This is a genomic window from Streptosporangium sp. NBC_01810 (genome assembly GCF_035917355.1).
GTDB lineage: Bacteria > Actinomycetota > Actinomycetes > Streptosporangiales > Streptosporangiaceae > Streptosporangium.
Genome location: NZ_CP109070.1, coordinates 1,624,438 through 1,649,014 on the forward strand (window position 1 = coordinate 1,624,438; position 24,577 = coordinate 1,649,014).

The 24,577-nt window shown below is 69.4% G+C and carries 29 protein-coding genes and 1 pseudogene; 15 read left to right on the plus strand and 15 right to left on the minus strand.

What is annotated here, in order from left to right:
- The first annotated feature begins 92 nt into the window (after window positions 1-92).
- Both OIE13_RS07565 and OIE13_RS07570 read left to right on the plus strand, forming a co-directional pair.
- Window positions 93-932, plus strand: a complete 840-nt coding sequence (locus tag OIE13_RS07565) for a sulfurtransferase (protein WP_326641637.1) — start codon at window positions 93-95, stop codon at window positions 930-932.
- 329 nt (window positions 933-1,261) lie between these two features.
- Window positions 1,262-2,914 carry an MDR family MFS transporter gene (locus OIE13_RS07570; protein WP_326641636.1) on the plus strand — a complete coding sequence of 551 codons (1,653 nt, stop codon included), beginning with the start codon at window positions 1,262-1,264 and terminating at the stop codon, window positions 2,912-2,914.
- A gap of 65 nt (window positions 2,915-2,979) precedes the next feature.
- On the opposite strand, the pseudogene OIE13_RS36565 reads toward OIE13_RS07570, so the two are convergent.
- Together OIE13_RS36565 and OIE13_RS36570 are read right to left on the minus strand one after the other, a co-directional pair.
- Window positions 2,980-3,177: pseudogene (locus tag OIE13_RS36565) on the minus strand (malic enzyme-like NAD(P)-binding protein); the annotation flags it as partial.
- A complete protein-coding gene (locus OIE13_RS36570; RefSeq protein ID WP_442811710.1) occupies window positions 3,174-3,278 on the minus strand; it encodes a hypothetical protein in 105 nt (34 codons plus the stop codon). The gene OIE13_RS36570 and the pseudogene OIE13_RS36565, both read right to left, overlap by 4 nt.
- A 134-nt stretch (window positions 3,279-3,412) precedes the next feature.
- Between OIE13_RS36570 and OIE13_RS07580 the strand changes: the two genes are divergently transcribed.
- The 3 genes from OIE13_RS07580 (at window position 3,413) to OIE13_RS07590 (ending at window position 4,410) form a co-directional block, all read left to right on the plus strand.
- Window positions 3,413-3,688 carry a hypothetical protein gene (locus OIE13_RS07580; protein WP_326829789.1) on the plus strand — a complete coding sequence of 92 codons (276 nt, stop codon included), beginning with the start codon at window positions 3,413-3,415 and terminating at the stop codon, window positions 3,686-3,688.
- A gap of 274 nt (window positions 3,689-3,962) precedes the next feature.
- Window positions 3,963-4,100 carry a hypothetical protein gene (locus OIE13_RS07585; RefSeq protein WP_326641630.1) on the plus strand — a complete coding sequence of 46 codons (138 nt, stop codon included), beginning with the start codon at window positions 3,963-3,965 and terminating at the stop codon, window positions 4,098-4,100.
- Between the two features lie 13 nt (window positions 4,101-4,113).
- Complete coding sequence (locus OIE13_RS07590; RefSeq protein ID WP_326641628.1) at window positions 4,114-4,410, plus strand: hypothetical protein; 297 nt, start codon at window positions 4,114-4,116, stop codon at window positions 4,408-4,410.
- Between the two features lie 124 nt (window positions 4,411-4,534).
- Here the strand turns inward: OIE13_RS07590 and OIE13_RS07595 are convergent, their stop codons facing one another.
- The 3 genes from OIE13_RS07595 to OIE13_RS07605 form a co-directional block, all read right to left on the minus strand.
- Window positions 4,535-7,963: a chromosome partitioning protein ParA gene (locus tag OIE13_RS07595; RefSeq protein WP_326829790.1), complete on the minus strand. Its 3,429-nt coding sequence runs from the start codon at window positions 7,961-7,963 to the stop codon at window positions 4,535-4,537.
- Between the two features lie 166 nt (window positions 7,964-8,129).
- On the minus strand, window positions 8,130-8,822 hold the full coding sequence (locus OIE13_RS07600) for a hypothetical protein (RefSeq protein ID WP_326641624.1): 693 nt from the start codon (window positions 8,820-8,822) through the stop codon (window positions 8,130-8,132).
- Window positions 8,812-10,029, minus strand: a complete 1,218-nt coding sequence (locus OIE13_RS07605) for a hypothetical protein (protein ID WP_326641622.1) — start codon at window positions 10,027-10,029, stop codon at window positions 8,812-8,814. Before OIE13_RS07605 ends, OIE13_RS07600 begins: the two co-directional genes overlap by 11 nt.
- 206 nt (window positions 10,030-10,235) lie before the next feature.
- Between OIE13_RS07605 and OIE13_RS07610 the strand changes: the two genes are divergently transcribed.
- Together OIE13_RS07610 and OIE13_RS07615 are read left to right on the plus strand one after the other, a co-directional pair.
- Window positions 10,236-11,090 carry a helix-turn-helix domain-containing protein gene (locus OIE13_RS07610; RefSeq protein ID WP_326641620.1) on the plus strand — a complete coding sequence of 285 codons (855 nt, stop codon included), beginning with the start codon at window positions 10,236-10,238 and terminating at the stop codon, window positions 11,088-11,090.
- A 60-nt stretch (window positions 11,091-11,150) separates the two neighbouring features.
- Window positions 11,151-11,534, plus strand: coding sequence for a hypothetical protein (locus OIE13_RS07615; RefSeq protein WP_326641618.1), 384 nt, complete (start codon window positions 11,151-11,153; stop codon window positions 11,532-11,534).
- 256 nt (window positions 11,535-11,790) lie between these two features.
- On the opposite strand, the gene OIE13_RS07620 is transcribed toward OIE13_RS07615, so the two are convergent.
- The 5 genes from OIE13_RS07620 to OIE13_RS07640 form a co-directional block, all read right to left on the minus strand.
- On the minus strand, window positions 11,791-12,915 hold the full coding sequence (locus OIE13_RS07620; RefSeq protein WP_326829791.1) for an RNA-guided endonuclease InsQ/TnpB family protein: 1,125 nt from the start codon (window positions 12,913-12,915) through the stop codon (window positions 11,791-11,793).
- The gene (locus tag OIE13_RS07625) at window positions 12,846-13,079 is read right to left on the minus strand and encodes a helix-turn-helix domain-containing protein (RefSeq protein ID WP_326829792.1); all 234 of its coding nucleotides are present in this window, start codon (window positions 13,077-13,079) and stop codon (window positions 12,846-12,848) included. The genes OIE13_RS07620 and OIE13_RS07625 overlap by 70 nt, the downstream gene beginning before the upstream one ends.
- Before the next feature lie 6 nt (window positions 13,080-13,085).
- On the minus strand, window positions 13,086-13,484 hold the full coding sequence (tnpA, locus tag OIE13_RS07630; protein ID WP_326641612.1) for an IS200/IS605 family transposase: 399 nt from the start codon (window positions 13,482-13,484) through the stop codon (window positions 13,086-13,088).
- A 128-nt stretch (window positions 13,485-13,612) separates the two neighbouring features.
- Window positions 13,613-13,819 (minus strand): hypothetical protein, encoded by a 207-nt coding sequence (locus OIE13_RS07635; RefSeq protein WP_326641610.1) that lies wholly within the window; start codon window positions 13,817-13,819, stop codon window positions 13,613-13,615.
- Complete coding sequence (locus OIE13_RS07640) at window positions 13,816-14,211, minus strand: effector-associated constant component EACC1 (protein WP_326641608.1); 396 nt, start codon at window positions 14,209-14,211, stop codon at window positions 13,816-13,818. Before OIE13_RS07640 ends, OIE13_RS07635 begins: the two co-directional genes overlap by 4 nt.
- 410 nt (window positions 14,212-14,621) lie before the next feature.
- Here OIE13_RS07640 and OIE13_RS07645 point away from each other — a divergent pair, with 410 nt between their 5' ends.
- Window positions 14,622-15,278: a response regulator transcription factor gene (locus OIE13_RS07645; RefSeq protein WP_326641606.1), complete on the plus strand. Its 657-nt coding sequence runs from the start codon at window positions 14,622-14,624 to the stop codon at window positions 15,276-15,278.
- 75 nt (window positions 15,279-15,353) lie between these two features.
- On the opposite strand, the gene OIE13_RS07650 is transcribed toward OIE13_RS07645, so the two are convergent.
- From OIE13_RS07650 to OIE13_RS07660, 3 genes are all read right to left on the minus strand, one after another.
- The gene (locus OIE13_RS07650) at window positions 15,354-16,241 is read right to left on the minus strand and encodes a hypothetical protein (protein ID WP_326829793.1); all 888 of its coding nucleotides are present in this window, start codon (window positions 16,239-16,241) and stop codon (window positions 15,354-15,356) included.
- Complete coding sequence (locus OIE13_RS07655) at window positions 16,238-17,020, minus strand: MerR family transcriptional regulator (protein WP_326829794.1); 783 nt, start codon at window positions 17,018-17,020, stop codon at window positions 16,238-16,240. The genes OIE13_RS07650 and OIE13_RS07655 overlap by 4 nt, the downstream gene beginning before the upstream one ends.
- 235 nt (window positions 17,021-17,255) lie before the next feature.
- Complete coding sequence (locus OIE13_RS07660; protein WP_326829795.1) at window positions 17,256-17,684, minus strand: type II toxin-antitoxin system VapC family toxin; 429 nt, start codon at window positions 17,682-17,684, stop codon at window positions 17,256-17,258.
- Between the two features lie 268 nt (window positions 17,685-17,952).
- On the opposite strand from OIE13_RS07660, the gene OIE13_RS07665 reads away from it, so the two are divergent.
- Window positions 17,953-18,690: a helix-turn-helix domain-containing protein gene (locus tag OIE13_RS07665; protein ID WP_326829796.1), complete on the plus strand. Its 738-nt coding sequence runs from the start codon at window positions 17,953-17,955 to the stop codon at window positions 18,688-18,690.
- Between the two features lie 336 nt (window positions 18,691-19,026).
- On the plus strand, window positions 19,027-19,410 hold the full coding sequence (locus OIE13_RS07670; protein WP_326829797.1) for a metalloregulator ArsR/SmtB family transcription factor: 384 nt from the start codon (window positions 19,027-19,029) through the stop codon (window positions 19,408-19,410).
- A 315-nt stretch (window positions 19,411-19,725) separates the two neighbouring features.
- On the opposite strand, the gene OIE13_RS07675 is transcribed toward OIE13_RS07670, so the two are convergent.
- Window positions 19,726-20,895 carry a macrolide family glycosyltransferase gene (locus OIE13_RS07675; protein WP_326829798.1) on the minus strand — a complete coding sequence of 390 codons (1,170 nt, stop codon included), beginning with the start codon at window positions 20,893-20,895 and terminating at the stop codon, window positions 19,726-19,728.
- Between the two features lie 483 nt (window positions 20,896-21,378).
- Here OIE13_RS07675 and OIE13_RS07680 point away from each other — a divergent pair, with 483 nt between their 5' ends.
- Entirely contained in the window at window positions 21,379-21,741 is a 363-nt protein-coding gene (locus OIE13_RS07680; RefSeq protein ID WP_326829799.1) for a type II toxin-antitoxin system RelE/ParE family toxin, read from the plus strand.
- Window positions 21,738-22,055 (plus strand): helix-turn-helix domain-containing protein, encoded by a 318-nt coding sequence (locus tag OIE13_RS07685; protein WP_326829800.1) that lies wholly within the window; start codon window positions 21,738-21,740, stop codon window positions 22,053-22,055. The genes OIE13_RS07680 and OIE13_RS07685 overlap by 4 nt, the downstream gene beginning before the upstream one ends.
- A 57-nt stretch (window positions 22,056-22,112) precedes the next feature.
- Here OIE13_RS07685 and OIE13_RS07690 read toward each other — a convergent pair whose 3' ends face one another.
- Window positions 22,113-22,427, minus strand: coding sequence for a hypothetical protein (locus OIE13_RS07690; protein WP_326829801.1), 315 nt, complete (start codon window positions 22,425-22,427; stop codon window positions 22,113-22,115).
- Window positions 22,428-22,697: 270 nt separating this feature from the next.
- Between OIE13_RS07690 and OIE13_RS07695 the strand changes: the two genes are divergently transcribed.
- From OIE13_RS07695 to OIE13_RS07705, 3 genes are all read left to right on the plus strand, one after another.
- The gene (locus OIE13_RS07695) at window positions 22,698-23,555 is read left to right on the plus strand and encodes a helix-turn-helix domain-containing protein (RefSeq protein WP_326641596.1); all 858 of its coding nucleotides are present in this window, start codon (window positions 22,698-22,700) and stop codon (window positions 23,553-23,555) included.
- Entirely contained in the window at window positions 23,552-23,788 is a 237-nt protein-coding gene (locus OIE13_RS07700) for a DUF397 domain-containing protein (RefSeq protein ID WP_326641594.1), read from the plus strand. Before OIE13_RS07695 ends, OIE13_RS07700 begins: the two co-directional genes overlap by 4 nt.
- A gap of 377 nt (window positions 23,789-24,165) precedes the next feature.
- Window positions 24,166-24,561, plus strand: a complete 396-nt coding sequence (locus tag OIE13_RS07705) for a hypothetical protein (protein WP_326829802.1) — start codon at window positions 24,166-24,168, stop codon at window positions 24,559-24,561.
- Window positions 24,562-24,577 lie beyond the last annotated feature (16 nt).

Genomic DNA, 24,577 nt, shown 5'->3' on the forward strand with positions numbered 1-24,577 from the left:
GTGACCCACTGGTTCCAAAGCCCCGGCCAAATCCAGGAAACAGGCCGCAAGGTCTGATTCACGCCATAGTCGAATCTCAGGGGGACGAAACGATGAGCGGGAGCTCCACCGGACTGATCACCGCGGACGAGCTGGCCGAACGACTCGGGTCGGGGTCGCGTGTCCGGCTTCTCGACGTTCGCTGGCAGCTCGGTGACCCGCACGGCCACCGCGCCTATCTCGAAGGCCACCTGCCAGGTGCCGTCTTCGTCGACCTGGACACCGAACTGGCCGCCCCGCCCTCTCCCGAGGGCGGGCGCCACCCGCTGCCGGACCTGGACACGCTCCAGCGCGCCGCGCGCCGCTGGGGGCTGGACGACGGTGACGAGGTCGTCGCGTACGACGCCGGTGGCGGTCTGTCCGCGGCCCGCGCGTGGTGGCTGCTGCGCTGGGCGGGGGTGTCCTCGGTTCGGCTGCTCGACGGCGGCCTGCGGGGCTGGACGGCGGCGGGCCATCCGGTGGAGACCGGCGAGGTCCGGCCAGAACCGGGAGGCGTGACGCTGACCTCCGGCGCCCTGCCCGTCCTCGACGCCGACGCCGCGGCCGAACTCGCCGGCACCGGCGTGCTGCTCGACGCGCGGGCGGCCGAGCGCTACCTCGGCCGGACCGAGCCGATCGACCCGCGCGCCGGCCACATCCCCGGCGCGGTCAACGCCCCCACCGGGGAGAACCTGACGCCGGAGGCGACCTTCCTCGACGAGGAGGCACTCGCCGTCCGCTTCGGCGCCCTCGGGGTGAAGGAGGGCACGGCGGTCGGCGTCTACTGCGGTTCGGGGGTGACCGCCGCGCACACCGTCTTCGCGCTGGAGCGGATCGGGATCCACGCGGCCCTGTACGCCGGGTCGTGGTCGCAATGGTCCAACGACCCCGACCGGCCCGCGGCCACCGGCTGACGGGGACTCGCCCACCGTGCCTTGGTGAGCGCAGCGGCCGCCGCGAGCCGCCGTGCCCTCCGAGGATGGTGGGCAGGGTGCCTGGACCCCCAGCCGGGACACGGGTACGGAGGTCTTGGACAGGGGCCGGTCTGGGCCGTGAACGGTGTCGCCGCCGGAACACGTACCCGACCAGGGTGTGATAAGCGGGGCATGGGATAGTTGGAGTGACGACGGGGCGCGGTGTTGACATCGCCGCCCGTCGGCCCGGGACGATCGTGTCCCGCGCCGCGCCTCCTGCCGCCGTCACCGCCGCACAGAGCGAGCGGAGACCCGCGGAGAAGTCTCTCGTGGATCATCCCCCTGTCATGCCCGACGCCCTCGCGCAGCTCAAGGCCCTTCCCTTGACTTCGCCTCCCGCCCCCGTTCCTTCCGCCGCCGCCCTACCCGGGGCGCCCGATTCCCCCTTATCCCCGCCCGAGGTTCCCGTCTCCGCCGCGTTCGAGGAGACTTCCTCCGCACCCGCCCCCCGGCTCGGGCGGGTCTTCGTCGCCCTGCTGCTGGTCACCTTCCTGTCCGCGCTGGATCAGACGATCGTCGCCACGGCCCTGCCCGCCATCGTCGGAGAGCTCGGCGGCCTGGAACACATGTCGTGGGTCGTGGCGGCCTACGCGCTCGCCGCGGCGGTCGCGATGCCGGTCTTCGGGAAGCTCGGCGACGCCCTGGGGCGCAAGTCGCTGCTGCTCGGGTCGATCGTCGTCTTTCTGGTGGCGTCGGTGCTGTGCGGCGCGGCCCAGGACATCGTCCAGCTCGTCCTGGCCCGCGCCCTGCAGGGCCTCGGCGCCGCGGGACTGATGATCCTGTCGCAGGCCGTGGTCGCCGACCTGGTCCCGCCGCGTGACCGGGGCAGGTTCCTCGGCCCGCTGGGCTCGGTCTTCGGCGTCGCCACGGTGGTCAGCCCGCTCATCGGGGGGACGCTCACCGACGGCGCCGGATGGCGCTGGATCTTCTGGATCAACCTGCCGCTCGGCATCGTGGCGCTCGTCCTCGTCGCCACCTCGCTACGGCTCCCGAAGCGGCGGCTGTCGGCCCCCCTCGACGTGACGGGCACCGCGCTGATGGCCGTCACGACGACCGCGCTCGTCCTGATCGGCACCTGGGGCGGCACGCTCCACGGCTGGGCGTCCCCGACGATCCTGGGCTTGGGCGCGTTCGCCGTGGTGGGAACGTTCCTGTTCGTGCTCGCCGAGCGCCGTGCGGCCGATCCGCTCATCCCGCTCGGCCTCCTCGCCGACCGCACGGTCCTGGTCGCCGGTGGACTGAGCATCGTGGTCGGTGCAGGGCTGTTCAGCGTGGTCAGCTACGTGCCGTCGTACGTCCAGATGGTGTACTCGATGAGTGCCACCGCGGCGGGCCTGTTCCTGGTGCCGCTGACGCTCGGCCTGCTCACGGCGAACATCGGCACCGGTCTCCTGATCAGCAGGTTCGGGCGCTACAAGATTTACCCGATCGTGGGCACCGCCCTCGCCGCCGCCTCGACGCTGCTGCTCGGGTCGATGACCACGCAGACGCCCTGGTGGCTGCTGGCCGCCTACCTGGTGTTGCTCGGCCTCGGGGTCGGCTGCTTCATGCAGGTCTCGATCACCGCGGTGCAGATCGCGGTGCCTCAGTCCTCGGTCGGCACCGCCACCTCGACCGTCGTCTTCGTACGGGAGATCGGCGTGACGGTCGGGGCGGCGGTGATCGGTTCGGTGTTCGCCAACCGGGTCGCCGCGGGGCTGGGCCCCGTGCTCGGCGGGGCCGGTGACCCGCACCGCCTGACCCCCGAGGCCGCCGCCGCGCTGCCTCCCGCCACCCGCGCGCTCGTCGCCGGCGCGTACGCCGACGGCCTGGTGCCGATCTTCCTGTGGTTGGCGGTGGTGTTCGGCGCGGGACTGGTGCTGGCGCTGCTGCTCAAGGAACGCCCGCTCACCGGATCACCCGGCACGGCCGCCGACGGGTAGCCCTCCGCGACCGCGACCGTGGCCGAGACCTCCCTCAGGTTGTCCACCTGGGGCAGCAGGGAGGCGCCCGGGGCCGAGACGTCCACCATGCCGCCGACCGCCTCGGCGGCGGCCTGGAGCATGCCGTCGCTGACCCGCCGCGCTCGCGACACGACCGCGCCCAGTCCCAGCCCCGGGTACAGCAGGGCGTTGTTGGCCTGAGCGATGACGTAGGTGACGGCGTTGTGAGTAATGGGGGCGATCGGGATGCCGGTGGCGATCAGGGCGCGGCGGTGTAGACGGCCAGCTTGCCGACGGCGATGCCGGAGCCGCCGCCCACCCCCCAGTCCCCGATGCCCAGGATCTCCTCCGCGTCGGAGCTGATGGCTGCACGCCTTCCCGGACACCGAACCCGCTACCGCGACATCCGCCCCGCAGTGGCCTGAACACCAACCGCCATCGCTCAGGAGAGTCGCCCACGCCCACGGCTGGTGGCCCTTCTTCCGTCACTACCCGGAGATGCTCGCGGCGATGTTCGTCGGCATGGCGATGTTCGTCGGCATGGCGGTGCTCGGCGCCGCCGTGCGCGCCGGCCTGGCGCTCGCGGGCCTGGAGTTCCCGGCGCGATCGGAGGCGGCCGCCCTGGAGATGGCCGTCAACATGTCCGCCGGGATGATCGCCTGGATGCGCTACCGGGGCCACGGCTGGGCCGCGACGCTGGAGATGGCCGGCCGTGCTGCGTTTTGCGGCGGCGCCGACGTTCTCGTCGCCGCGCAGCTCGTGTTCCTCGCATGAGCGGCGCGCACGGGTCCGGACCTGTGCGCTCCGCTTGAAGCCGCTTTTGCCGTGGCGTGGGTCCTGTCCTGCCTGCGCCTCCCGTTCGGGTGATGCCTTGACCTCGGGTAAAACATTGCGGGAACCGTATCGACTGGTCCTTACTTCGGGTAAACAGTAAGAAAAGCTCCCGTCCGGCCCATGTCGTCGGCTGGTTTCCGCCCGGTGGACGCCGGAGTATCGGCGCCCGGCGTCTGGCCGGGACATCAAATGATCAATCGGAAGTCGACCCGTCATGAGTGCACACGTTCACGTCCGTCTCGACCACGGCCTGACCATGAACGAAAAGAGCGAGCTGGTCGAGCTGAAGCACTGCCAGTGTGGCGCCGTATGGACCACGACCCACTGGGCCGGGGACGGCGACCTGGAGTGACCGCCGGGCGGCGGTGGCCGGGGACCGCACGCTGTTCTCGCGGTCTTCGCGGTCTTCGCGGGACGACATCGACGAGCGGCTCAGGGAGTGGATCACGGCCGATGCGCCGATCATGATCGACAGCCCGTCCCCGTCCCTGTCGGCGCGGCGGATGTGGCACTGCTCGCTGCCCGAGGGGGAGGCACGCATACCCTGCGGCGGGACGCATGTCTCGCGGACCTCCGAACTGGGTCCCGTGCGGGTCTCCCTCTCCCTCCAGGACGCGGAGCTCACGATGCGCACCGTCGTGGGCCTTCCCGCACAGCGGTAAGGTCTGGCCGCGCGGGAGGGGCCGGCCGCGAGGGGAGGTCGGCTCGCGGTCCCACCGGGCCGGTGAGCAGCGGCCCAACCCGCTCACCGGTCTTCTCGCTGATCCGCTCATCGGTCTTCCCCGCTCATCGGCTCACCGCCGAAGCCAGGGCGCGCACCCGTTCGGCGTTCTGGTCGTGCCCGATGACGACCGGTGGCTCGTTGTACGGCATGGCGTCGGAGGAGCGGCGCAGTTTGACGTACTGGCCGCAGGCGTCGACGGCGTAGGGCTCCATGTCGTCCTGGAGCGCGCCGATCACCGTGATCCCGTACGTCTCGCCGATCCGGCGGAACAACGCCACGGCCTCCCTGCGGTGCTCCTTGCCGAGGTTGCGGCCCAGCTCGTCGAGGACCAGGCACAGGTGCCCGCCGCCGGAGGACGCGATCGCCGCCGCGCAGACCAGCTTCACCGCCTTCTCGTCCATCAGCGCGGTGTTGGCCCGCCGGTTGTACGGCACGAACCCCTGCCCCTCACCCCTGCGCCACTTGGGCGTCACCCGCCACGCCCAGCGCTGCTCGGGGTCGGCGGGAGCGGGAGGCACGGGGAACTCCAGCGTCGCGCCGTAGCCGCCGTAGGAGGTGTCGAGCTTGTCGAACTCCTCGGCCACCCGGGTCAGCCGCGCCCTGATCGCGGCGGTCAGCGCGGCCCGGTGCACGGCGGTGGACTGCGCTGCCTCCTCGGCGCCCCTGGCCGCGGCCGTCAGGTCGCGCTGCCGGGTGGTGATCTGCGTCTCGATCTGGCGACGCCGGTGCCGCTCGTACTCCTCCTGGCCGCGCAGGTAGGACGCGAGCGCCGAGCACACACCGGGGAACGTCGCCTGCTCGCGGGCGGTGCGCCCGGCCCCGGGCGCGGTCCGCTCCCTGACCAGGAAGCGCAGCTCCTCGGGCATCTCCTCGTCCTCACCGGGGAAGGTGTCGCGCAGCGCCTCGTCCAGGCGGCGCTCGGCGGCTCGCCACCACTCCTCGGCCGTCAGTGGGCGCTCCTGCTCGTCCAGGGTGCCCAGCCACTCGCGGGCACCGTCGACGGTTCCGCCCCAGTCGTCGGCCAGCGCGGCAAGCCTGAGAGCCTCGCGGTCGGCGGCGATTCTCGCCGCCTGCTCAGCGGCCTGGTCGCGGTCGGACTCGTGCCGGGACCTGCGGCCCTCCAGGCGCTCGACCTCCATGCTCCTCGTACGGGCACGGAAGTCCAGCGTGCTCGCCCGGCGCTCGGCCTCGCCCACCTTCGGCGTGACCTCGGCCAGCGCCCCGGCCAGCTCGGCGAGCGCGCTCCGCCGCCCGGCCAGCCGCCGTTCGATGTCGGCCAGCTGCACCGACGCCTTGGCCCCCTCAAGCCGCCGGCCGGCCTCGGCCACGGTGTCCTCGGCGGCCCGCACGGCCGACGCGGCGCTCTCCTGCGTGTCGCGTGCCCGGTGCAGCCGCTGCTCGGCGGCCTTGATCCGGGCCTCCCTGCCGGTGACCGCCACCTCGAACGACCCCACGACGGTGACTCCCGCCGCGCTGACCAGAACCGAACCGGGCAGCGCGTCCAGCGCCCGCGCCGCGGCCTCCAGATCGGCCGCGTCAACGATCACCGCGTGTTCGTGCGGCCACCCGCGCGACCCGAGCGCAGGAGCAGCCTCCTCGTCCCGGGCCTGCTCGGCGACGTCGATCGCGTCGAGCAGGCCCGTCGCTCCGACACCCGCTCCGGCGAGCGCGTTGAGCTGTGCCGCCGCGGGGCCGCCCTCGGCGTCGTCCAGCGCGGCCTTCGCCCCCTCGACCTCGCGGTCGGCCACGCCCAGTGCTTTCAGCGCCTCGTTCAGCCGTGTCCTGGCCTCGGCCAGCTCCGCGCCCGCCGTCGCCACGTCGCGCCCGTCGGCCAGACGGCGCTGCTCCTCAAGCCCGGGGATCCAGCCGCGCAGCTCGTCCACCGAGTTCTCCGCCACCGCCCGGTCGGCGTCCAGTTTCGCGGCGCGTGCCTGCAGGGTGGCCAGCTCCCTTCGGGCCTCGGCCAGGCCGCGCTCCAGGGTGTCGTCCTTGAGGGTGGCGATCTCCGCCCTGATCTCGCCGATCGCCTCCGTGGCGCGCTCGCCCGCCGCGCGGGCCCGCTCCAGCTCCACCGCCAGCGCCTCGTCCCGCTGCCCGGCGTCGGCGAGCCTGCGCGCCAGCCGTCCCCGCCAGCAGCGCATCGCCTCGGCCAGCCGGACACGGGCACGGTCGCGCCGGTCGAAGGTCTCCAGGAGCGTACGGGACTCGCCCTCGAACTCCCGCAGCATCTCCACGGCCCGCGTCGCGCGCACCCGCCTGGCGTGCTCGTCGCGGCGGGCCTCCCGCTCCTGGTCGAGCTCGGCGTCCAGACCGGTCAGCGCGGCGATCGCCTCGAAGACCCGCTCAGGGGAGATCTCGTTGAGCGGCTGGGAGAGCAGGTTGGTGGCGACCTTGCTCCGTACCGAGGTGGACAGGAACGACACGCACCTGACCCGGTCGCCGTACAGGAATCTGGTCAGGTCGCGCGCCACCACGTCGCGTCGGCCCGCCGAGCGGGGCAGCGCCGCCCACAGCGCGTCGGCCCGCGTCACCCGCTCCGCCTCCGAGGTCGCCGACGCCAGGTGCACTCCCCGGGTCCACCTGATCTCCAGGTGCGGGGCCTCCTGGTTGACCCGCAACCACACGGTCACCGCGTCGTCCAGGGAACCGGTGTCCGCGGGGCTTGTGTGTACGGAGCCGGCCGGCGCGAAGACGCCGACGATGTAGCCGTGGTCGGCGCTGGCCCAGGTCCGGCCGCCCCCGCCCGCGGCGAGTTCGGCGTTGAACAGCAGCTCCGACACCGACTTGGCACCCGAGGCGAAACGCCACTGCTCGTCTCCGAGCAGCGCGGTGATCATCGCGATGAACGACGACTTGCCGGCACCGTTGGAGTCCTTGGGACCGGCGCCCGCGACCACGATCAGCGTGCCCGGCACGGTCGGCACCGGGTGGGTCGAGAGCCGGGAGATGTTGACCGGCTGCACGGCGATCAGCACCCGGTCACCCACCACGTTCTCGGTCGGAGCGGTGGCGCGGATCTCCACGGGGACCAGACTCGCCTGCGTCCCGGCCGAGGCCACGGAGGTCTCGGTACTCGTGGCTCGACCCCTTTTGGCCGGAACATCCTCGGTCGGAGCGGTTACGGCCCGACTGCCCTCGGCCGGAACGTCCACGGTCCGAGTGCTCGCACCTCGGCGGCCCTTGGCCGATGTGTTCCCGGTGCGGGCGTTTCCGGCTCCGGCGGCTCGGGTGGCTCCGGCGGCTCGGGTGGCTCGGGAGGTTCCGGTCTGGACGGCTTCGACCGTGTCGGTGTCGGTGTCGGTGTCGGTGTCGGTGCCGGTGTCGGTGTCCGTGTCCGTGCCCATGCCCGTGTCCGTGCCGGTGCCGGTGCCGGTGTCCGTGTCCGTGTCCGTGTCCGTGCCCATGCCCGTGTCCGTGCCGGTGCCCGTGCCGTCGGCCTCCGCGCGGCTCCCGCGTGAACTCTTCGCGGCCTGGTTCCGCTGGTCGGTCAACCCCGTCGTTCCTTTCTTCCATCCTGTTCCCGGTGCCGGGAGCGCCGGGTCCTCGGCACCTCCCACCGGGGTCGACTCATCGCGCGGTGTGGTCGCTGCACTCCCGCTCACCGCCGGTTGGCCCGTACGGCCGCCGCCAGCGGGGTGTGCGGCCCCGCCGCGAGGATCAGTTCCTCCTGCAGGCGCGCATCAGCTCCCGCAGTTGGGCGTGGGACGCGGGGGGCCAGGAAGCGCACCGGGGGCCGAGCCGTACGAAGCCGTCCGCGACCTCCAGCCAGGCCGAGTCGTGCAGGCGGCGCAGCGCGCCGATCGCCCAGTTGCGCATCAGGTCGTCGCCGCGCCCGATCAGTGCCCGGTACGCGGACAGCACGTCGTCCACCGTGGCCGGAGTGCCCGGCCACGGGTCGGTGGTCAGGTCGCTCCAGCAGCACCGCAGCGCCGCGGCCAGCACCCGCCGGGTCTCGCCGGATCGTTCCACCGTGACCGGCGCGACCTGGTACTCCTCCAGAAGCGACGGGGTCGCCCCATCGGGCCAGACCGGCAGCGCCATGCCCGTCCCGTCACCGCGCCCCAGTCGCGCCATCCCCACCGGAGCCGCCTGCCCGGCACGGAGCGCGAGAGGCCCGCCCGCCCTGGCACGGACATGTGCCGTCGCGGACGGCTCGGCCTCCGAGGCCCGCGGGTATGTCTCGATGGCACGGACATGTGCTGTCACGGACGGTTCAGGTGCGACTCCCTGGACCCGCGCGTACGTCTCGGAGCCGGCCTCCCCGGTCGTCACCGTGTGCCCGGATGCCTCGGCGTCGGCGCTCGCCGGTCCGGTCGTCGAGGCCGGTACGTTTCGCGGATCAGCCGACACCGCCGGTCCTTTCCAGATGGCCGTGGGAGAGCCAGGCGGGCTCGGCGCCGGGGATGGCGGTGAGACCGTCGGACCAGCGCAGGCGATAAGGGGAGTCGGGGCGCAGGTCGGCCGAGACGAGGTCGGCCAGCAGGCGGCGGGCCGAGACCCACTCGCCGTCGGCGGTGAGCAGCTCCTCCAGCCGTGCGGTGGAGCGCCCGGCGAGGGCGGCCTCGGCCACGGCGGTCAGGTGGTCGAGGCCGTCGGTGGCGGGGTCGTAGGTGTCGGCGGGGCCGGTGTCGGGCAGAGCCGAGCGCGGGGGAGTGGGCTGGGCGGGCGCCGGGCGGGGGCTCTCGTCCACGGCCCTGACGATCGCCGCCGGGTCGTGCCAGGGGGCGGGGGCGTCGAAGACGAAGCCGTCGAGCACCGAGGCCAGCCGCTCCTTGCTCGCGGTCTGGGCGAAGGTGCGCCAGAGCTCCGCGGGGAGCAGCGTCAGGTTCCTCGTCGTACCCGCGGAGTCGGCCAGGCGTCCGGCGGCGCGGCGCGAGGCGTCGCTGTAGGAGTAGATCGCGGCGCGCAGCTCGGTGCAGACGCGGTCAAGGTCGGGCCAGCGGGTGAGGATGGTGCCGTGCAGGTTCTGCGCCCGCCGGGCGATCTCCTCGGTGCCCCACAGCTTGGGCGCCTGCTCGCGCAGTTCCTCGATGGTGCCGCCGGTCAGCGTGATCAGCTCCAGGGCCCAGAGCCGGAAGGCACGCGAGAGGTTCTGCGCGCTGGTACGGGCCTCCTCCATCGTCGTGCGGGGGTCGGCCACGTTGAGGTCTTCGAGCGCGAGCAGCCGGTGCATCTCCGACTGGCCGCCGTCGTCCATCATCCGGCGGATGAACATCAGCCCCACCACGCTGGTGAACGACGCGCGGTAGCGGAGCTGGTTGGGTTTGGGGAACACCTCGCGGATCGCGCCGAGGCCCCGCAGGACCCGGAGCCGGTTCTCGAACCGGTCGAGCGGATAGGCGCGGCAGACGTGACGCATCTGCTCGTGGGTCAGCCATTCCTCGCCGGCCTCGGCGAACGCCGCGAACAGGGTCTCGGCGATGTCGACCAGCGCGGGGTCGTCCACCACCGCGCCGCTGTCGCGGGCGAGCGCCGCGAACATGCGGCGGTAGGTCGAGAGCACGGCCTCCTCGGTGAGGGCCGAGTCGAGCGTGAGCTCGTGGTTCGTCTCTGGCACGCGCCCTACCGTAAGGCTTGTGCCCGACATCCCTGACCCGCACGAGCCAGAAGCGCAGATGGGGCGGGTCCGTCGGATGCCTCTCGCGGAACGGAGTGGGAGCGTGCTCACCATCGTTTTCGCAACTATTCGCAACTTTCAGGACAGATCGCAACATCCGACGTACGGTCGGAGGATCAACCCCCCGCGGTGACGAGGTGACGGAGATGGCGACCTCCACAGCACGCATCGACGAGGCCAAAGGCATCCTCGCCGCCCGGCTCAGAGCGCTCCGCGCCGACGCCGGGCTGACCGGGCGAGCGCTGGCGGCCAAGACCGGCCTGGACCACACCAAGATCTCCAAGATCGAGAACGCGGTCCAGATGCCCAACCAGGCCGACATCCGGACGTGGTGCGAGGCCTGCGACGCGGACGAGCAGGTGGTCGACCTGATCGCGGCCGCCCAGAACATCGACGCGATGTACACCGACTGGCGCCGCCTTGAGGAGAGCGGTCTCGGCCACGTGCAGCGCTCCTTCCAGCCGCTGTACGACAGGACCCACCAGTTCCGCGTCTGGCAGCACTCGGCCGTCCCCGGCCTGCTCCAGACCGGCGACTACGCCCGGGGTCACCTGCGTGCCGTCATCGACTTCCGTGGCATCCCCGACGACATCGACGCCGCGGTCGCGGCGAGGATGAAACAGCAGGAGATCCTGCGCAACGGGAGCAAGCGGTTCGCGTTCATCGTCGGTGAGCAGGCACTCCGCACGCCGCTGGTCGGCCCGGCGGAGATGGCCGCCCAGCTCGACCGGCTGGCGGAGCTGACCTCGGGTGTCGCGAACGTGTCCTTCGGCATCGTTCCCGCGACGATCAGGCCGCCGCTCATGCCGCCGGAGAACTTCTGGATATACGACGCCAACCGGGTCCGCGTCGACACCGTGCCGGGCCAGATCCAGCACAAGGCCCCGAGCGACGTGGTCGTGTACGAGAAGGCGTTCCGGGCACTGAGCGGTGCCGCGGCCTACGGGCAGGAGGCCCGCGTCCTGCTGCGTTCCGCGGCCGCCGCGTTCCGCGAGATATGAACTCGCAACATCGCGCAACATGGTTGAGGCGGCCATCTCATGATCTCTAATCTCGCGAGTGTGACCGTTGATCACACATCCCCCGAAGATCTCGCGCCTCACCCAGCCGAACTCCGGGCCCGTGAACTGGCGGCCCTGCTGGCCCGAGCCCACAACATCCCGGCTGACGTCCACCGCCTGCCGTCCGGCAAGGTAGTCGTCTCCGTCTACTACGGGCTGGTCGCCCGCCTCGACGACGCCTGCCGTTTCTGGTGGGTCGTCCCGGCCTCTACCGGCCGGCACAGACCGCTGTGGACGAGCGCCGCCACCCCGGTCGCGGCCGCGTTCCGGATCGCCGCCCACTACCGGGAGATACGGGCCCATCCGCTGACCCACCTGATCTGCGGCGGCTACCTGCTGACCGACGTCCTGCTGGAACACCACGCCGCCGTCGCCCCGATCTGACGCCGCCGAGATTGCCGCTGTCACTGCTGCGCAGCAGTGGCCTCTGGACCGTGGAGTAGGGCAGGGCCTGGTATTCGGGAGGGGTTCCGGTTGTCAGGTCCGTCGTCGCCTGGGTCGCCAGGTGGAGCTCGTTGGCCTGACCGACCAGACCGTGTCCCACGTAGTAGAGGACGAGCACCTCGGTCGCCTGCCGGGCCGCGTCGTCAAGAAGGCTCGCGAAGTGTTGCGGATCCGCTGGTTGAAGCGCTCCCCACGGCTAAAGCCGGGGGATTCCAGCCGGCCCGGACGCCGCTGTTGCGGTGGTCTGCGCTGCTGTTGCTTGGCGGCCGGCCTTCCGGCCCACGCGGTTGCGTGGTCTGCGCGCCCCAGCTCGCACACCCGGCCTGGGCTGTGCGAACTCCGCCCTCCCGGCGGTGAGTACGTTCTTGGCGGCGTTCACGTCGGCGTGTTCGGTGTGTTTGCAAGAGGTGCACCGAAAGACCGCTTGGCTCTCGCGGGACCTCCGATCCACCACCTTGCACACGTTGCACGTCTGACTCGTGTACGCCGGGTTGACAGTGATCACGTGGGTGCCCGTATACCGGGCCCTACCACGGGTGGCCACCTCGATCCGGTACCAGCCCTTGTCCAAGATGGACCGGTTCAGTCCGGCCTTGGCGGCGGCCCCGTTCGGCAAGAACGCGCCCGGCTGCTCAGGGTCTGGCCTGGGTTCGACGCCGGCGGTCATGTTCTTGGTCTTGAGCGCCTCGAACATGACCATCTCAAAACCCGTGGCCAGGGTATGGGCGGTCTTGGCGGCGAAGTCCTCCCGGCGTCCGCGGACCGTCCGCACCATGTCGGCGACCCGCGCGGCGGCTTTCTTGCGCCGAACCGACCCCTTCGTGGTCCGGGCGAAGTCCCGCTGAAGCTTCTTGACATGCTCGACCTCCCGATCACGGGCGAACACCCGGTGGTGGAAGCGGCCGTCCGAGCGGGTCACGACCTTGACCACGCCCCGATCGATCCCCACGGCGCTGCCGGGGCCGGCGTGCCGCTCAGGCGGGGTGACCCCGTCCTCGACGAGAAAGCCGATGTACCAGTGCTCGCCGTCCCGGCTGACGGTAGCGTTCTTGACCTTCCCGCCGAGCGGGCGGGTGATCCGGAAGCGGACCCAGCCGAGTTTCGGCAGCCTCACCCGCGCCCAGCGCCGGTTGAGCCGCTCGACCGTGATTTTCCCGCCCTCGGGGAACCGGAAGCTCGGCGGATTGGCGGCCTTCGACTTCCAGCGGACTTTCCACGTGCCGTGCTTGGCACACGCCTGATCCAGGTCGATCAACGCCTGCTGGGGACAGTGACCGGGTACCTCGGCCAGCCAGGGGAAGTCATCTTTCGCCTCAGCCACCTGGCGGCCTGGTCGTGGTAGCCGATCCACCCACCGCGCCGACGGTGGATCCGGCGCTGTTCCAGCGCGGTGTTCCACACCGACCGGCACGCCCCGCCGATGCGTTCGGCGAACTCCCCCTGTTCGGGGGTGAGGTCCAGGCGGTACCTGCGTCCGGTGAGCATCGGCGATCACCGGTTCTTCTGGTTCTCGACGTAGCGCTTGACCACGTCCGGGGGCGCACCGCCCACGGTCGCCACGAAGTAGGAGTTCGTCCACAAGGTCGGCAGCTTCGACCTCAGCGCCGGGAATTCCTCGCGAAGCAGGCGAGAAGTACGGCCTTTGACGGCCTTGACCAGCTTGTGGATCCCGAACTGGGGGTCCACCTCGACCAGCAGGTGAACGTGGTCGGGCATGACGTCGAGCTCCACCGGCCACGCCTCCTTCTCCTCGATCACCTCACGGATCAACTGTTTAAGCCGTTCTTCGATCCGGCCGCCCAGAACCCGCCGCCGGTACTTGGGGCACCACACCACGTGGAACGCGCACTGGAAGGCGATGCTGCTGTTCGTCCGGAGCGTCACGGTCACACTGAGTCACCATACAGAAGGAAGCTATCTACCGCTCAAAGATTCGATTACCCATCAAGGAGAACTCTCATCAGGTTCAGAGCACGCTCGGGCCTGGCGGCCCTCCCGCGCCGGGCTTACCCCCATGGCTAAAGCCAGGGACCCGCGCCCGGCATCTCCGATCGACGCACCTGGTGAGCCGTGCGGGGATCCAGGCCGGCCCTGTCCACCAGGCAGTCCCCGAGGTCCTGAACCGTCGTACGGCTCGCCGGCACGGAGGGCAGGTGTGAACCGGGAACGTAGCTTCCCGAACCGACGAGCAGCACGCGCGTTCCCTCGTGGGACAGCAGGCTCACCGCTCAAGCTCCGATGGGCGACCCGCGACGGTTTCGGCGATCGGGTGACCCGCGACGGCTTCGGCGATCTGGCCGGTGAGCGCCCGTACTCCTTCCGGGGTCAGCGACTTGACCCCTTTGGCGGTCACCTCGATCTCCTGACCGTCGCGCGAGATCCGGATCGAGACCTCGCCGGGTCGGCTGTTCAGCCAGGCGATGACGATGCCGGCGAGGGCCGCCACCGCGCCCCCCGATCCGAGGGCCACCTGGAGGAGGTCGGTCGTCGGGCCGAGCTCGTGAGGTGCCCCGTCCCGTTCGAGAATTCGGACACGTCCGCGGAATTCCGGTTCCTCGATCAGCCACGAGTAGAGATTACGAAGCTGGTCGGCCTCTGCCCGTAAGAGTGCGTCCACGATTCCTCGCCACCTTTCCGCCTGCCGTCAATTTAGCCGCGACTTAGCCGCGACCCTGATTATGGTGGCCGGTTCGAGTAGATCGCCAGAACGGGGCTGCTGCGCGGCGTCGGTGGAGGGCGATCCGACGGGATGCTGAGCAGTCGGTCCTCATTCGGGCCGGATATCCACGCAGTCGGTCCTCATTCGGGCTGGATGTCCACGCCGATTACCTGATCCACGGGGCGCGGCCCAGGTGGGGCTTGCGCTGGAAATCCTCTCTTGCGAGGACGATAGCCTCATGTCGGGTGTTTCGGTGTTTAACTCTGGTACGCAGTAATCAGCTGAATTCTGTGGGTAGTCTCCTCGCGTGTGGGCAGTGGCCCCGGGCCAGGCACGAGCGCACCGCGAAACGACGGGGGAGACAACCCATGATCAGCGTCCTGATCGCCGAGGACATGCACCTGGTCCGGGGGGCCATGGTCGCCCTGCTCTCCACCGAGGACGACATCAAGGTCGTCGGCGAGGTCGGTCACGGCGACGAGGTCGTCCGCTCCTGTCTGCACCATCGGCCGGACGTCGCGCTCCTCGACATCGGCCTGCCCGGCACCGACGGCCTCACCGCCGCGGCGGAACTGCGCAGAAGGCTTCCCGACTGCGCGACGGTGATCCTGACCGGACTCGCGACCCCGGCCGCGCTGCACCGCGCACTGGACGCCGGCGCGCGCGGCTTCGTCGTCAAGGACACCCCGGCGGGCCAGCTCGCCGACTGCGTGCGCAGGGTGGCCGCCGGTCAGCGGGTCGTCGACCCCGAACTGGCCGTCGCCACCCTCAACGCGAAGCCGAACCCGCTCACCGCACGCGAACTAGAGGTCCTGCAGGCCGCCGCCGAGGGCGCGCCGGTCGGCGAGATCGCCGACCGGCTCTGCCTGTCCGGCGGCACGGTCCGCAACTACCTGGGACGAATCCTCACCAAGGTCGGTGCCCGCACACGAGTGGAAGCGGTCAGAATCGCCAAGGAGGCGGGCTGGCTCTGGTCCGACGACCTGGCCGAACTCGGCCTGATCCGCTATCGGAGGACAGGGTAGGCGCGTCGGCCGGTGAACCCTTTGAAGAGATGCCCATTCCCTACGATGAGGCCATGGGCAGCCGGTCAGGGCTCCCTACGAGGAGGCCATGGGCAGCCGGTCAGGGCGGGCAGGGGGTTCGGGCGCCGATGCGGTCGCCTGTGCTCCGTCGAGGGCTCGCCGGATCGCGGCGACGGCGGCGTTCGGGTCGTCGGCGTAGAAGCGGAGCCGCCGGGCGGTGACGACGGCTCCCAGCGGGCGCACCGCGGTCACCGGCTCCGCCAGGTCGACGACCAGGTTCGTCTGGGACGACACCGCCAGGGAAAGCTCGTCGCCGGTCACCTGCAGGAGCCTCTCGTGGTCGTAGCGCCGGTCCACCCGTACCGACTCGACCAGCGCCATCGGCACACGGAGATCGAACAGGGCGCCCCAGCGGAGCCTGAGCTCGCCCGGTGCGGCGACGTGGGGCCGGGTGATGCCGGCGGCCGTCATCGCCAGCATCGTGACCACCGCGTACACGTCCAGGACCGTTACGACCGCGTGGACGACGGGCCAGGGCAGCAGGATGGCCAGAACCACCGTCTCGATCACGCACACCACGAGCAGGATGAGCATCATGGGGGTCTGCTCGCGGGCGTAGCCGATCGCGACGGCGTCGCCGTGAACTCCCTGCCGCCGCCCGGCGACCAGGTATCCGATGCTCGCCGCGGCTTTCGCCTCATGCGCCGTCAACCGCAGGATCGGCTCGGGAACCAGCTCCCGCAGTGCCGCCCCGGCAGCCTCGGCGGCCGTCAGGCCCTGTGACCGGTGCCTCCTGAACGCCCCGGCCAGCAGGAACGCCTCCACCCCGACGAGGGTGGCGACGGCCACCTCGGCCACCACGATCACCGGCATCGGGACGGGGACGCCCGCGACCAGGCACACCACCAGAGCCATCTCAGCGGGGAGCACCGCGTAGGCGATCGCGCGGACCAGCCGTCTCATGACAGCCGTCCGGTGAGAAGCCGCAACGTCTCGCGTACGACCTCGGCCTGGGCCGGGGGAAGCTCCGCCAGGAAGGTCTCGCCGAGTGGATCGGTGGAGGCCCCCGGGAGATCGGAGCCGAGGAGGGCCAGTAGGTCGGCCGGGATGTGGTCGGCGAACTCGGCGTCCAGTGAGGGGATCCGCGGATCGTCGGCGGTCGCCTCGGTCAGCTCACCGAGCCTGCGGTAGAGCTCGTAGGAGCGGGCCACGGCGCCGGGGTCGGTGGCCATCGGCCGCATGGCGGCGAACAGCCGTTCCCGATCCTCGGGAGTGGCGGTCGTGTCCATCAGCGCGAGCAGTTCGCGGTCCCAGGCCGCCGGCGCGGGTTCCGGCAACTCGCTCGCAGAGGCCGACATCGCACCGAACAATCCGGCCAGTCCGGGGGAGACCACGTCGTCGGGGTCAAGATCGGCGCCGGAGGCCTTTTCCAGCAGCACCGCCAGCCGGGACCGGCGCTCCTGGATCGCCCGCTCCTGGCGGGCGAGGTCGGCGTCCAGTTCGACGAGCACCTCGTGCAGGTCGCGGCCCCGGTCGTCGGCCAGGACGTCGCGCACCTCCTCAAGGGCCAGGCCGAGTTCGGTGAGCCGCCGTATCCGTGCCAGCTCGACCGCGTCCCGCAGGCCGTACGCGCGGTAGCCGTTGGGTCGTCGCGGTGGTTCTGGCAGCAGTCCCTGGTGGTGGTAATGACGTACGGCGCGGGTGGTGATGCCGACCAGCGCCGCGACCTCTCCGATTCGCATACCTGCATTACAGACGTTGACGTCGCGTCAAGGTCAAGCTCCTCCCTGACCGCGACCTACCGCGGGGGCCCTCCTTCACGAAAGCGGTGTACGGGCGCCTCGGGGCTGAAAGCGTGGCGAGGGCGAGTGATCATCTATGTCAGCGCTCGTCACGCCCCTTCGGCGAGTCTCCAACACCGGCCCGCGCCCGTCACCGTCGCGCAGCGGCCCCCTCCAGGGGGTGGTGCCGCGGGGATCAACTCGGCCGTAGCAGTTCGACGAGTTCCGGGGCGATGCCCGGGAGTTTCCGGTCCGCGGTGAGCAGTGCGTCGGCCCCTATTCCACGTGCGGTCGCGATGATGAGGGCGTCCGGTACGCGAATTGTCAGGTCCGCGGCCCTGAGCAGGTCCGCGGCCCTGAGCAGGGCCGCGCTCTCAGTCGTCGCCTCGTTCACCTCGACGATCCGGTCGATGACGGCGGCACGGAACGCCCCGAGCATCTTCCCGGCTGTGACGCCCTTGCGAACCGCGCCCACCCGCAGTTCGCTCCAGGTGATCACGGAGATGGCGAACGAGGCCGCCTTGTCCTCCCAGTGGCGGACCGCGTCACGAGCATGGCTGTGCAGCGCGTCATCGGGATGGAGTAGGCCGGCGATGACGTTGGTGTCGAGCATCACGGTCGGCACTCGTCATCTCCAGCTCTCGCGGTTCGCCTCGACGAGCCCTACTTCCACCCTTCGGCCCCGACGACGTGTGACCATCGAATAGCCCATCTAGCTCAGCGGACGTGCCTCGGAGGTGGCGGTGACGATCGCGCCGAACACGAGAAGGGTCACCGGATCCGCAAGCGTGGCGGTCATCGTGCGGGCGTCGTACGTGGGCATGGGCGTCACTGTAACCGCGTTGAGCAGTCTGCTGCGTCTCTATGCTTCGGCATCGGTAGGTTGAGTTCTCATGGACAGCGCAGAATTTCTGGATCAGGTGCGGGAGCTACGCGGCCAGGGCAGATCTCCGAAGGAGATCGCTCGCACGTTGGGTGTGTCGCCATCGGTTGTTGCCCCGCTGATACGGGCTGTCGCGGCGGAGAACCGTGCGACGGCTCCTGCACCGGAGATTGTTGGTTGCTGGGTCAACGTCGGCTGGAGTGTGGGCCTGTCAATTGACGAGGGGCGCGGCTGGGTGGACGAGGCCGCGTCCGAAGACGGGACCGCGGGCATAGTGAGCGTGCTGGTCGCCCGGCGGCATCGCTGGGACAAGGTGGCGGTGTGCGGCTACCTGGTAGATGTGTACTGCCTGGGGGTGAAGAAGGCTCTGGGGCCTGACATCATGGATGAGCTGGCTCTGCTTCGGTTCCTCCCTGACTACTACTCCGCCTATTCATCCGGGTGGCAGGAGGCGCCAATCGAGCTCGCACAGGACATCGTCTTTGGCGCGATCGAGTACGCGCGCGGCCTTGGCTTCGAGCCCGCTGCGGATTTTGCGCAGACCGCCGACCACCTCGGCACGTGGGAAGGGCCGTCCGCGATCACCTTCGGCAAGGACGGCCAGCCGTTCTACATCTCAGGCCCGCACGACAATCCCCGGAGCGTCGTCAAGACCCTTGAACGAACGGTTGGGATAGGCGACTTCCACTACATCGTCACGGTACCGGAACGTCCCTTCGGGCTTACCGGCCATGCTTGGGGCGGGTGATCTGCCGAGTCGGGTGATCGTGGGAGCGGTCGTCTTACGGCAGGTAGCTTCCCCCGAGGACTTCGGGATATAGCTCCGAGGGCTGGCTTGCTTCCGGTCGTCTCGGGTCCTGCCGAACGATCACCATGCCCATGCTCCCTGGCAGATATGACCGGGGTACCGGCAGACCAACACCACCTCCCGCACGCGCGCCTGGATTGCGCTGAACACGGGACATGCGAGTCCTCCTTCGGTGAATGGGATGCCGGTCACCACCCGGCTCTGTTTAGATGAACATCTAGACAGTGATTCGACTTCAGCTTGCAATGCTGTCTAGAGGTCTGTCAACTTAGAGGTATGTCGAAACAAGCATTGCCGATCGTGGACCTGGCCGGGGCTGATGAGGCCGGGCAGGCGTGCTGCGCGCCGCTGGTGTGCGAGCCGCTGAAGGTGGCCGAGGCCGAGGAGCTGGCGCCGTTGTTCAAGGCGATCGCCGACCCGGTGCGGCTGCGCCTGCTGTCGCTGATCGCCTGCCACGAGGGCGGCGAGGCGTGTGTGTGCGACCTGACCGGCGCCTTCGAGCTGACCGGGCCGACCATCAGCCACCACCTGAAGGTGCTGCGCCAGGCGGGGCTGATCGACTGCGAGCGGCGCGGCACGTGGGTCTACTACTGGGTGAATCCGGGCGTGCTGGAGCGGCTGTCGGCGATTCTGGGGCCGCGCGTCACGGCGATGGCATGAGCGGAACCGCGCAGGCGCCGTCCGCACCGGCGGCCGAAGCGGCGGTGTCGGCTCCACGCTGCTCGCGGCGCTGATCGCCTCCACCGAGGCCGCCGGAATCTGGACGATCCAGTCCGGCATCTTCCCCGAGAACACCGCCAGCCTCGCGCTGCACGCACGCGCCGGGTTCCGGGTGATCGGCACCCGGGAGCGGATCGGCTGCCATCACGGCATCTGGCGTGACGTCGTGCTGATCGAGCGCCGCAGCCCGGTCATCGCACTGTCATGATGTCGGCCTCGCGGGGCAGGGTGGTCCTGCCCCGCGAGGCCGAGGGCTCAGCTCAGGAACGACTCCACCGCTTGCACGGCGCGGTCGACACCGCCGTCAGCCCGTACGGTCGCACGGATCTCCGCCAGGCGGGCGGCCACCTCCGCCGATCCCGCGACCTCCTCGACCGAGGAGCGCAAGGTCGCCGACGTGACCTCCTCGGTGGGCAGATGCCTTCCGACACCGAGTTGTTCGAGCATGGCCGCGTTGCCGAACTGGTCCACGGCCTGGGGGATCGCCACGGTCGGCACGCCGAACCACAGCGACTCGACGCATCCGCCCATTCCCGCGTGGGTGATGAACGCCGAGGCCTCGGCCAGTACGGCCAGCTGCGGCACGGTGCGGTGCACCTCGAAGCCGTCCGGGAGCGGACCGAGATCCGCAGGGTCGATGTTCGCGCCCACCGCGAGTACCACGTGCCAGTCCGAACCGGCGAAACCTTCGAGACACGCCCGGTAGATGTCGAGCTTGTCGTTGTAGGTGGTGCCGAACGAGACGAGCAGCACCCGCCTGTCATCGCCGGGCGGCGTCCAACCGGTGTCCGCCAGCCGCTGGGGAGAAAGGCACGGCCCCACGAACCGGACGTTCGACGGCACCCGGTCGGCGTTGGGCTGCATCGCACGCGGGATCAGGGAGAGGGCGTGGTCAGGGCGTGACTGCCAGTCCCAGGCGTCCCGCTCGATGCCGTTGTCGCGTAGCCAGGCGGTGAGCGCCGTGTAGTAGCGCTCGCCCGACTCCGACGTCCGCATCGCGTCGATGTGTTCGGCCAGGTCCTGCTCGTAGCCGTCCCACGCGACGAGCGTGGGGGAAAGCTGCACGGCGGGGATGCCGGACCGCGCGGCCAGCACGGGTGCGAGCAGCCCGCCGATGTCATAGAGCAGGAGGTCGGGCCGGTCGTCGTCGTAGCGGTCGATGAGGTGCGGCAACACCGCGATCGCCTCGTCGAGGAAGACGTGCATGGCCGAAGCCGGGTCGTCCGGCCAATCGGCCTCGCTGGTCGGAAGCAGTGAGGGATGGGCGACGATTTCGGCGCCGGTGGGCTCCACCAGCCCGGTCAGGGCCTCACCGACCGCGTAGCTCACTCGGTATCCACGGGATACGAGCTCGGTGATGATGGCCAGCGAGGGATAGATGTGACTCGGCGCAGTGCAGCCGATCATGGCGATGTGTTCGCGCATACGCATGATGTCCTGTCGGTTCTCGAACGAGGTGTTCCGACGGCGCGCAGGAGAAGACCCGAAAGGACAGGGTCGCTCAAAGGGGGCCGCCCGATGGCGGGCAGGCCCGGCGGTCGCGCCGTGTCAGGCCGAGCGCAGGCGAATGAAGTAGATCATGCGCGAGAGCCTAACCTATCCGTCCATTTCGGCCCACCGAATTATTGCCGAGACTTGTGCCTACGACGACGGTGGAGTACGTCGAGTGGGTGCCCGAACTGGTCGAGCGGATCATTCTCCGGCTTCCGAACATAGATTCCATCTGGCAGCACAGGTTTCAAGGTCCCAAGCCTTCAGAGAGACAGCCGTACAGGAGGCGGCGGTCCGAAGGAGGTGGCTCAGACACGACGACGAGGCAGCTCATGTCTCGCGTAAGCCTGACGCAGAGGGGATTCCTAGCCGTACACCACACACTGCAGATGTATACCGTTCGCTATACTGCAACATGTGGCTGCCGAAGAGTGGGATGTCTACATCGTCGACGAGGTGAGTGAATGGATAGAGCAACTCGACGACGCGACACACACGCGCGTCGTGCAAGCGATCGATGCTCTCGCCGAAGGAGGACCAGGTCTGGGGCGGCCGTTGGTCGATACGATCACCGCCTCACGACTCCAGAACTTGAAGGAACTCCGGCCGGGTACCGTGCGCATCCTGTTCGCCTTCGATCCATGGCGGTCCAGCATCCTGCTGGTAGCGGGCGACAAGGCCGGGCAGTGGAACGCCTGGTATAGGCAGGCCATCCCACTCGCCGAGCAGCGCTATGAGATCTATTTGAAAGAACCTCAGGTGGAGGAGGACAGATCATGACGGGATACGTGCGCTGGAAGGATATTCGCGCCGAGCACGTCGAGCGTGCCGGTGGCGAGGAAGCGGTGGAAGCGGGCAAGCAGGAACTTCTCGCCAAGGTACAGGGACACCGCCTTGCCGAGATCCGCCACAGCCGCGGGATGACCCAACAGGACATCGCACGACGCATGGGGGTCACCAAGGGCCGTATTTCGCAGATCGAGCAAGGCAAGATCTCTGGGCAGGATGTTCTCGCCCGGTACGCCACCGCCTTGGGCGGTCGACTCCATCAGTCGATCTACTTCGACGACGGTGACATCGCTGCCATCGCCTAACACGAGACTGTATGGGTTTCGACACACCCAAACAGCTCCATCAACCAGAAGCGATCTTTACACACTTGAAGTTACAGGCCCGTTGGTACCCGGTGGTGGGTGTTGGAGTTCGACGTCGTTGATCTGGGTCAGTAGGTCTTGGACGTTTCTGGCTTCGATGGGTTCGGGGGTGTTGGTGTTCCAGGTGGGGAAGGCCCAGTAGCGGCGGGCCCAGTGGCGCCAGAGGATGACCCATCCCGGATGGCGGGCTTCCAGGTCGCGGGCCAGCTCGGTGGCGTTGTCCGTGCTTGCTGCGGGTGGGTCGGTACGGGCAGGATCTGTGCCGCGGCGGCGGCCTTTGGGGCGGAGGGGTTCGTTTGCCGGTGTGACCATGGGAACCATCGCTTTCTGCCAAGTCACCGTGGGGTGGGGAGGCCGGCGTCCCGGACGAGGGGGGACCAAGTCCAGGGACGCCGGCCTTTTTGTACGGTCCGCGCCCGGCGCGGGGGAGCCGTCGGCGTGGACCGGCTCCGGGGTCGGCGGGGATCGAGGGGCGATCCCGGCTGCCCGGAGGTCGGGAGGTCAGGGTTGGTGAGGCCGGGTGGGGAGGTCGAACCAGACGCCGCTCCGAGCACTACGCTCCCCACGAGGAAGGAGGTGGCCATGCCCGTCGAACCCACCCCGCGGCGCCGCCGTCTGGGCGCAGAGCTCAGGCGCATCCGCGAAGCCCTCGGCTGGACCCAGGAAGAGGCGGCGAGCCGCCTCGGCTACCAGTCCCTCTCCACGGTCAGCAAGATCGAAAACGGGCTGCAAGGATTGAAGATCCAGCAGCTTCCGCACTTCTTCGAGGTCTTCGGCATCACCGACGCCGCTCTACGAGAAGAACTCCGCGACCTCGTACGCCGCGCCGGCGAAGCCGACTGGTGGCAACGTTACGAGGGCGTGGTCGATGACCCACTCGGCGACTACCTTTCCCAGGTTGAAACTGCCAATGGCCTGTTCGTCTTCAATCCACTCGCCATCCACGGCCTGCTCCAGACCTCCGAGTACGCCCGAGCGGTGACCGAAGGAAGCAGGGTCTGGAAGACCCCCGAAGACATCGACCACTTCGTGGCCCTGCGACTGGAGCATCAGCGCACCATGCTGGAGCGTCGACCTCCGCTGAAGATCTGGGCAGTGTTCCCCGAGGGCCTGCTGCGACAGGAAGTCGGCGGCCGATCCTGCATGCGTGCCCAGATCGAGCACCTGATCCACCTCGCCCGTACCAACCCCACCGTCACCATCCAGGTTCTGCCGTTCTCCGCCGGAGCCCACGCGGGAATGGACGGCCCGTTCATGCTCATGTCCTTTCCCACCGGCCGAGACCTGGTGTGCGTCGAGTCCTTGCGCGCCTCCCTGCACTTGAACGAACCTGAGACCGTCGAGCTTTATCGCACGACCGGCGACCTGCTGAAGTCCGACGCCCTGTCGCCGAAGGCCTCCCTCCCGCTTCTCACCACGATCGCCAAGGACCTCTCGTGAACAAGAACACCCTCCCCCCCGACTGGATCGAGACCCAGCTCCGCAACGCTCGCTGGCAGACCAGCAGCCTCAGCAGCGGCGGCACCAACTGCGTCCAGATCGCCTTCCTGGAGCAGGGCATCGTGGCCCTGCGCGACTCCAAGAACCCCGAAAAGGCCCCGCACCTGTTCACAGACGCCGAGTACGACGCCTTCACCGGCGGCATCGAACGCGGCGAACTCCGACGTCCCTGAACTTGCGAGCCCATCTGAATGAGACGGAATGATGGTGACCGCTGACCTGGCCATATGAGCCAACCGTGACCCTCGTGTCGTCGTCGCGTCGGATGCCCAGGCGCTCGACGCGGCCTTCGTGGAGTTGAACGAGAAAAGGCTTGGTGACCTCGGGGCATCAGATTCGATGTCGTCGGCCGACGGGGCGGGGCCAGGGGCCGAGTTCGGAGGGCGGGGGACCGGGGGGCGGACGAACCGGAGCGACAGGATGATTGATAAGGGCTGTTGGCGGAGAGTCGCTTCAGATGGTCGGTTCTCCTGGTTTGATGTCGATGGGCGCTGAAGCAAGATCGCCGCGTCCTCTGTTGTCCTTCTGACTTCATGCTGGAGGCCCCCCGATGACCGATGACAGGAAGAGGCTGACCGCCTCCGAGGAGCGCCTGGTGGCACTCGCGGACGAGCGCGCTTTCAAGGTCTTGAGGAGTCCGACAGTGAAATACCTTGAGCTTGAGCACGCAGGTCAAGGCCAGGTCGGCTACGTCGGACGCGAAACGCCGCAGGGAACCATCTCCGTGCTTGTCTCGCCTGAGACCGATCTCGGGCGCCTGACCTCAATTCCCGGGCTCACCATTCCTGACAAATTCCGCTTTGGTGCCGCTATGATCAAGTTCCCTAAAGGCATGAACAAAGGGAAGGAAGAGAGCCACTATGGATATCGGATCGTCTGCGCGGACATCACCGCCTACTGCCGTCTATTGGAACGGCTGGTCAGTGAAGAGTGCGGCCCCGTGTGATTGGCGATGTGACTCC

What these genes read in the sequence shown, in the direction of transcription:
- OIE13_RS07565 (WP_326641637.1), top strand. Translation starts at nt 93, where the DNA reads ATGAGCGGGAGCTCCACCGGACTGATCACCGCGGACGAGCTGGCCGAA.
- OIE13_RS07580 (WP_326829789.1), top strand. Translation starts at nt 3,413, where the DNA reads ATGCTCGCGGCGATGTTCGTCGGCATGGCGATGTTCGTCGGCATGGCG.
- OIE13_RS07585 (WP_326641630.1), top strand. Translation starts at nt 3,963, where the DNA reads ATGAGTGCACACGTTCACGTCCGTCTCGACCACGGCCTGACCATGAAC.
- OIE13_RS07610 (WP_326641620.1), top strand. Translation starts at nt 10,236, where the DNA reads ATGGCGACCTCCACAGCACGCATCGACGAGGCCAAAGGCATCCTCGCC.
- OIE13_RS07625 (WP_326829792.1), bottom strand. Translation starts at nt 13,079, where the DNA reads ATGCTCACCGGACGCAGGTACCGCCTGGACCTCACCCCCGAACAGGGG.
- OIE13_RS07645 (WP_326641606.1), top strand. Translation starts at nt 14,622, where the DNA reads ATGATCAGCGTCCTGATCGCCGAGGACATGCACCTGGTCCGGGGGGCC.
- OIE13_RS07650 (WP_326829793.1), bottom strand. Translation starts at nt 16,241, where the DNA reads ATGAGACGGCTGGTCCGCGCGATCGCCTACGCGGTGCTCCCCGCTGAG.
- OIE13_RS07655 (WP_326829794.1), bottom strand. Translation starts at nt 17,020, where the DNA reads ATGCGAATCGGAGAGGTCGCGGCGCTGGTCGGCATCACCACCCGCGCC.
- OIE13_RS07665 (WP_326829796.1), top strand. Translation starts at nt 17,953, where the DNA reads ATGGACAGCGCAGAATTTCTGGATCAGGTGCGGGAGCTACGCGGCCAG.
- OIE13_RS07670 (WP_326829797.1), top strand. Translation starts at nt 19,027, where the DNA reads ATGTCGAAACAAGCATTGCCGATCGTGGACCTGGCCGGGGCTGATGAG.
- OIE13_RS07675 (WP_326829798.1), bottom strand. Translation starts at nt 20,895, where the DNA reads ATGCGCGAACACATCGCCATGATCGGCTGCACTGCGCCGAGTCACATC.
- OIE13_RS07685 (WP_326829800.1), top strand. Translation starts at nt 21,738, where the DNA reads ATGACGGGATACGTGCGCTGGAAGGATATTCGCGCCGAGCACGTCGAG.
- OIE13_RS07690 (WP_326829801.1), bottom strand. Translation starts at nt 22,427, where the DNA reads ATGGTCACACCGGCAAACGAACCCCTCCGCCCCAAAGGCCGCCGCCGC.
- OIE13_RS07695 (WP_326641596.1), top strand. Translation starts at nt 22,698, where the DNA reads ATGCCCGTCGAACCCACCCCGCGGCGCCGCCGTCTGGGCGCAGAGCTC.
- OIE13_RS07705 (WP_326829802.1), top strand. Translation starts at nt 24,166, where the DNA reads ATGACCGATGACAGGAAGAGGCTGACCGCCTCCGAGGAGCGCCTGGTG.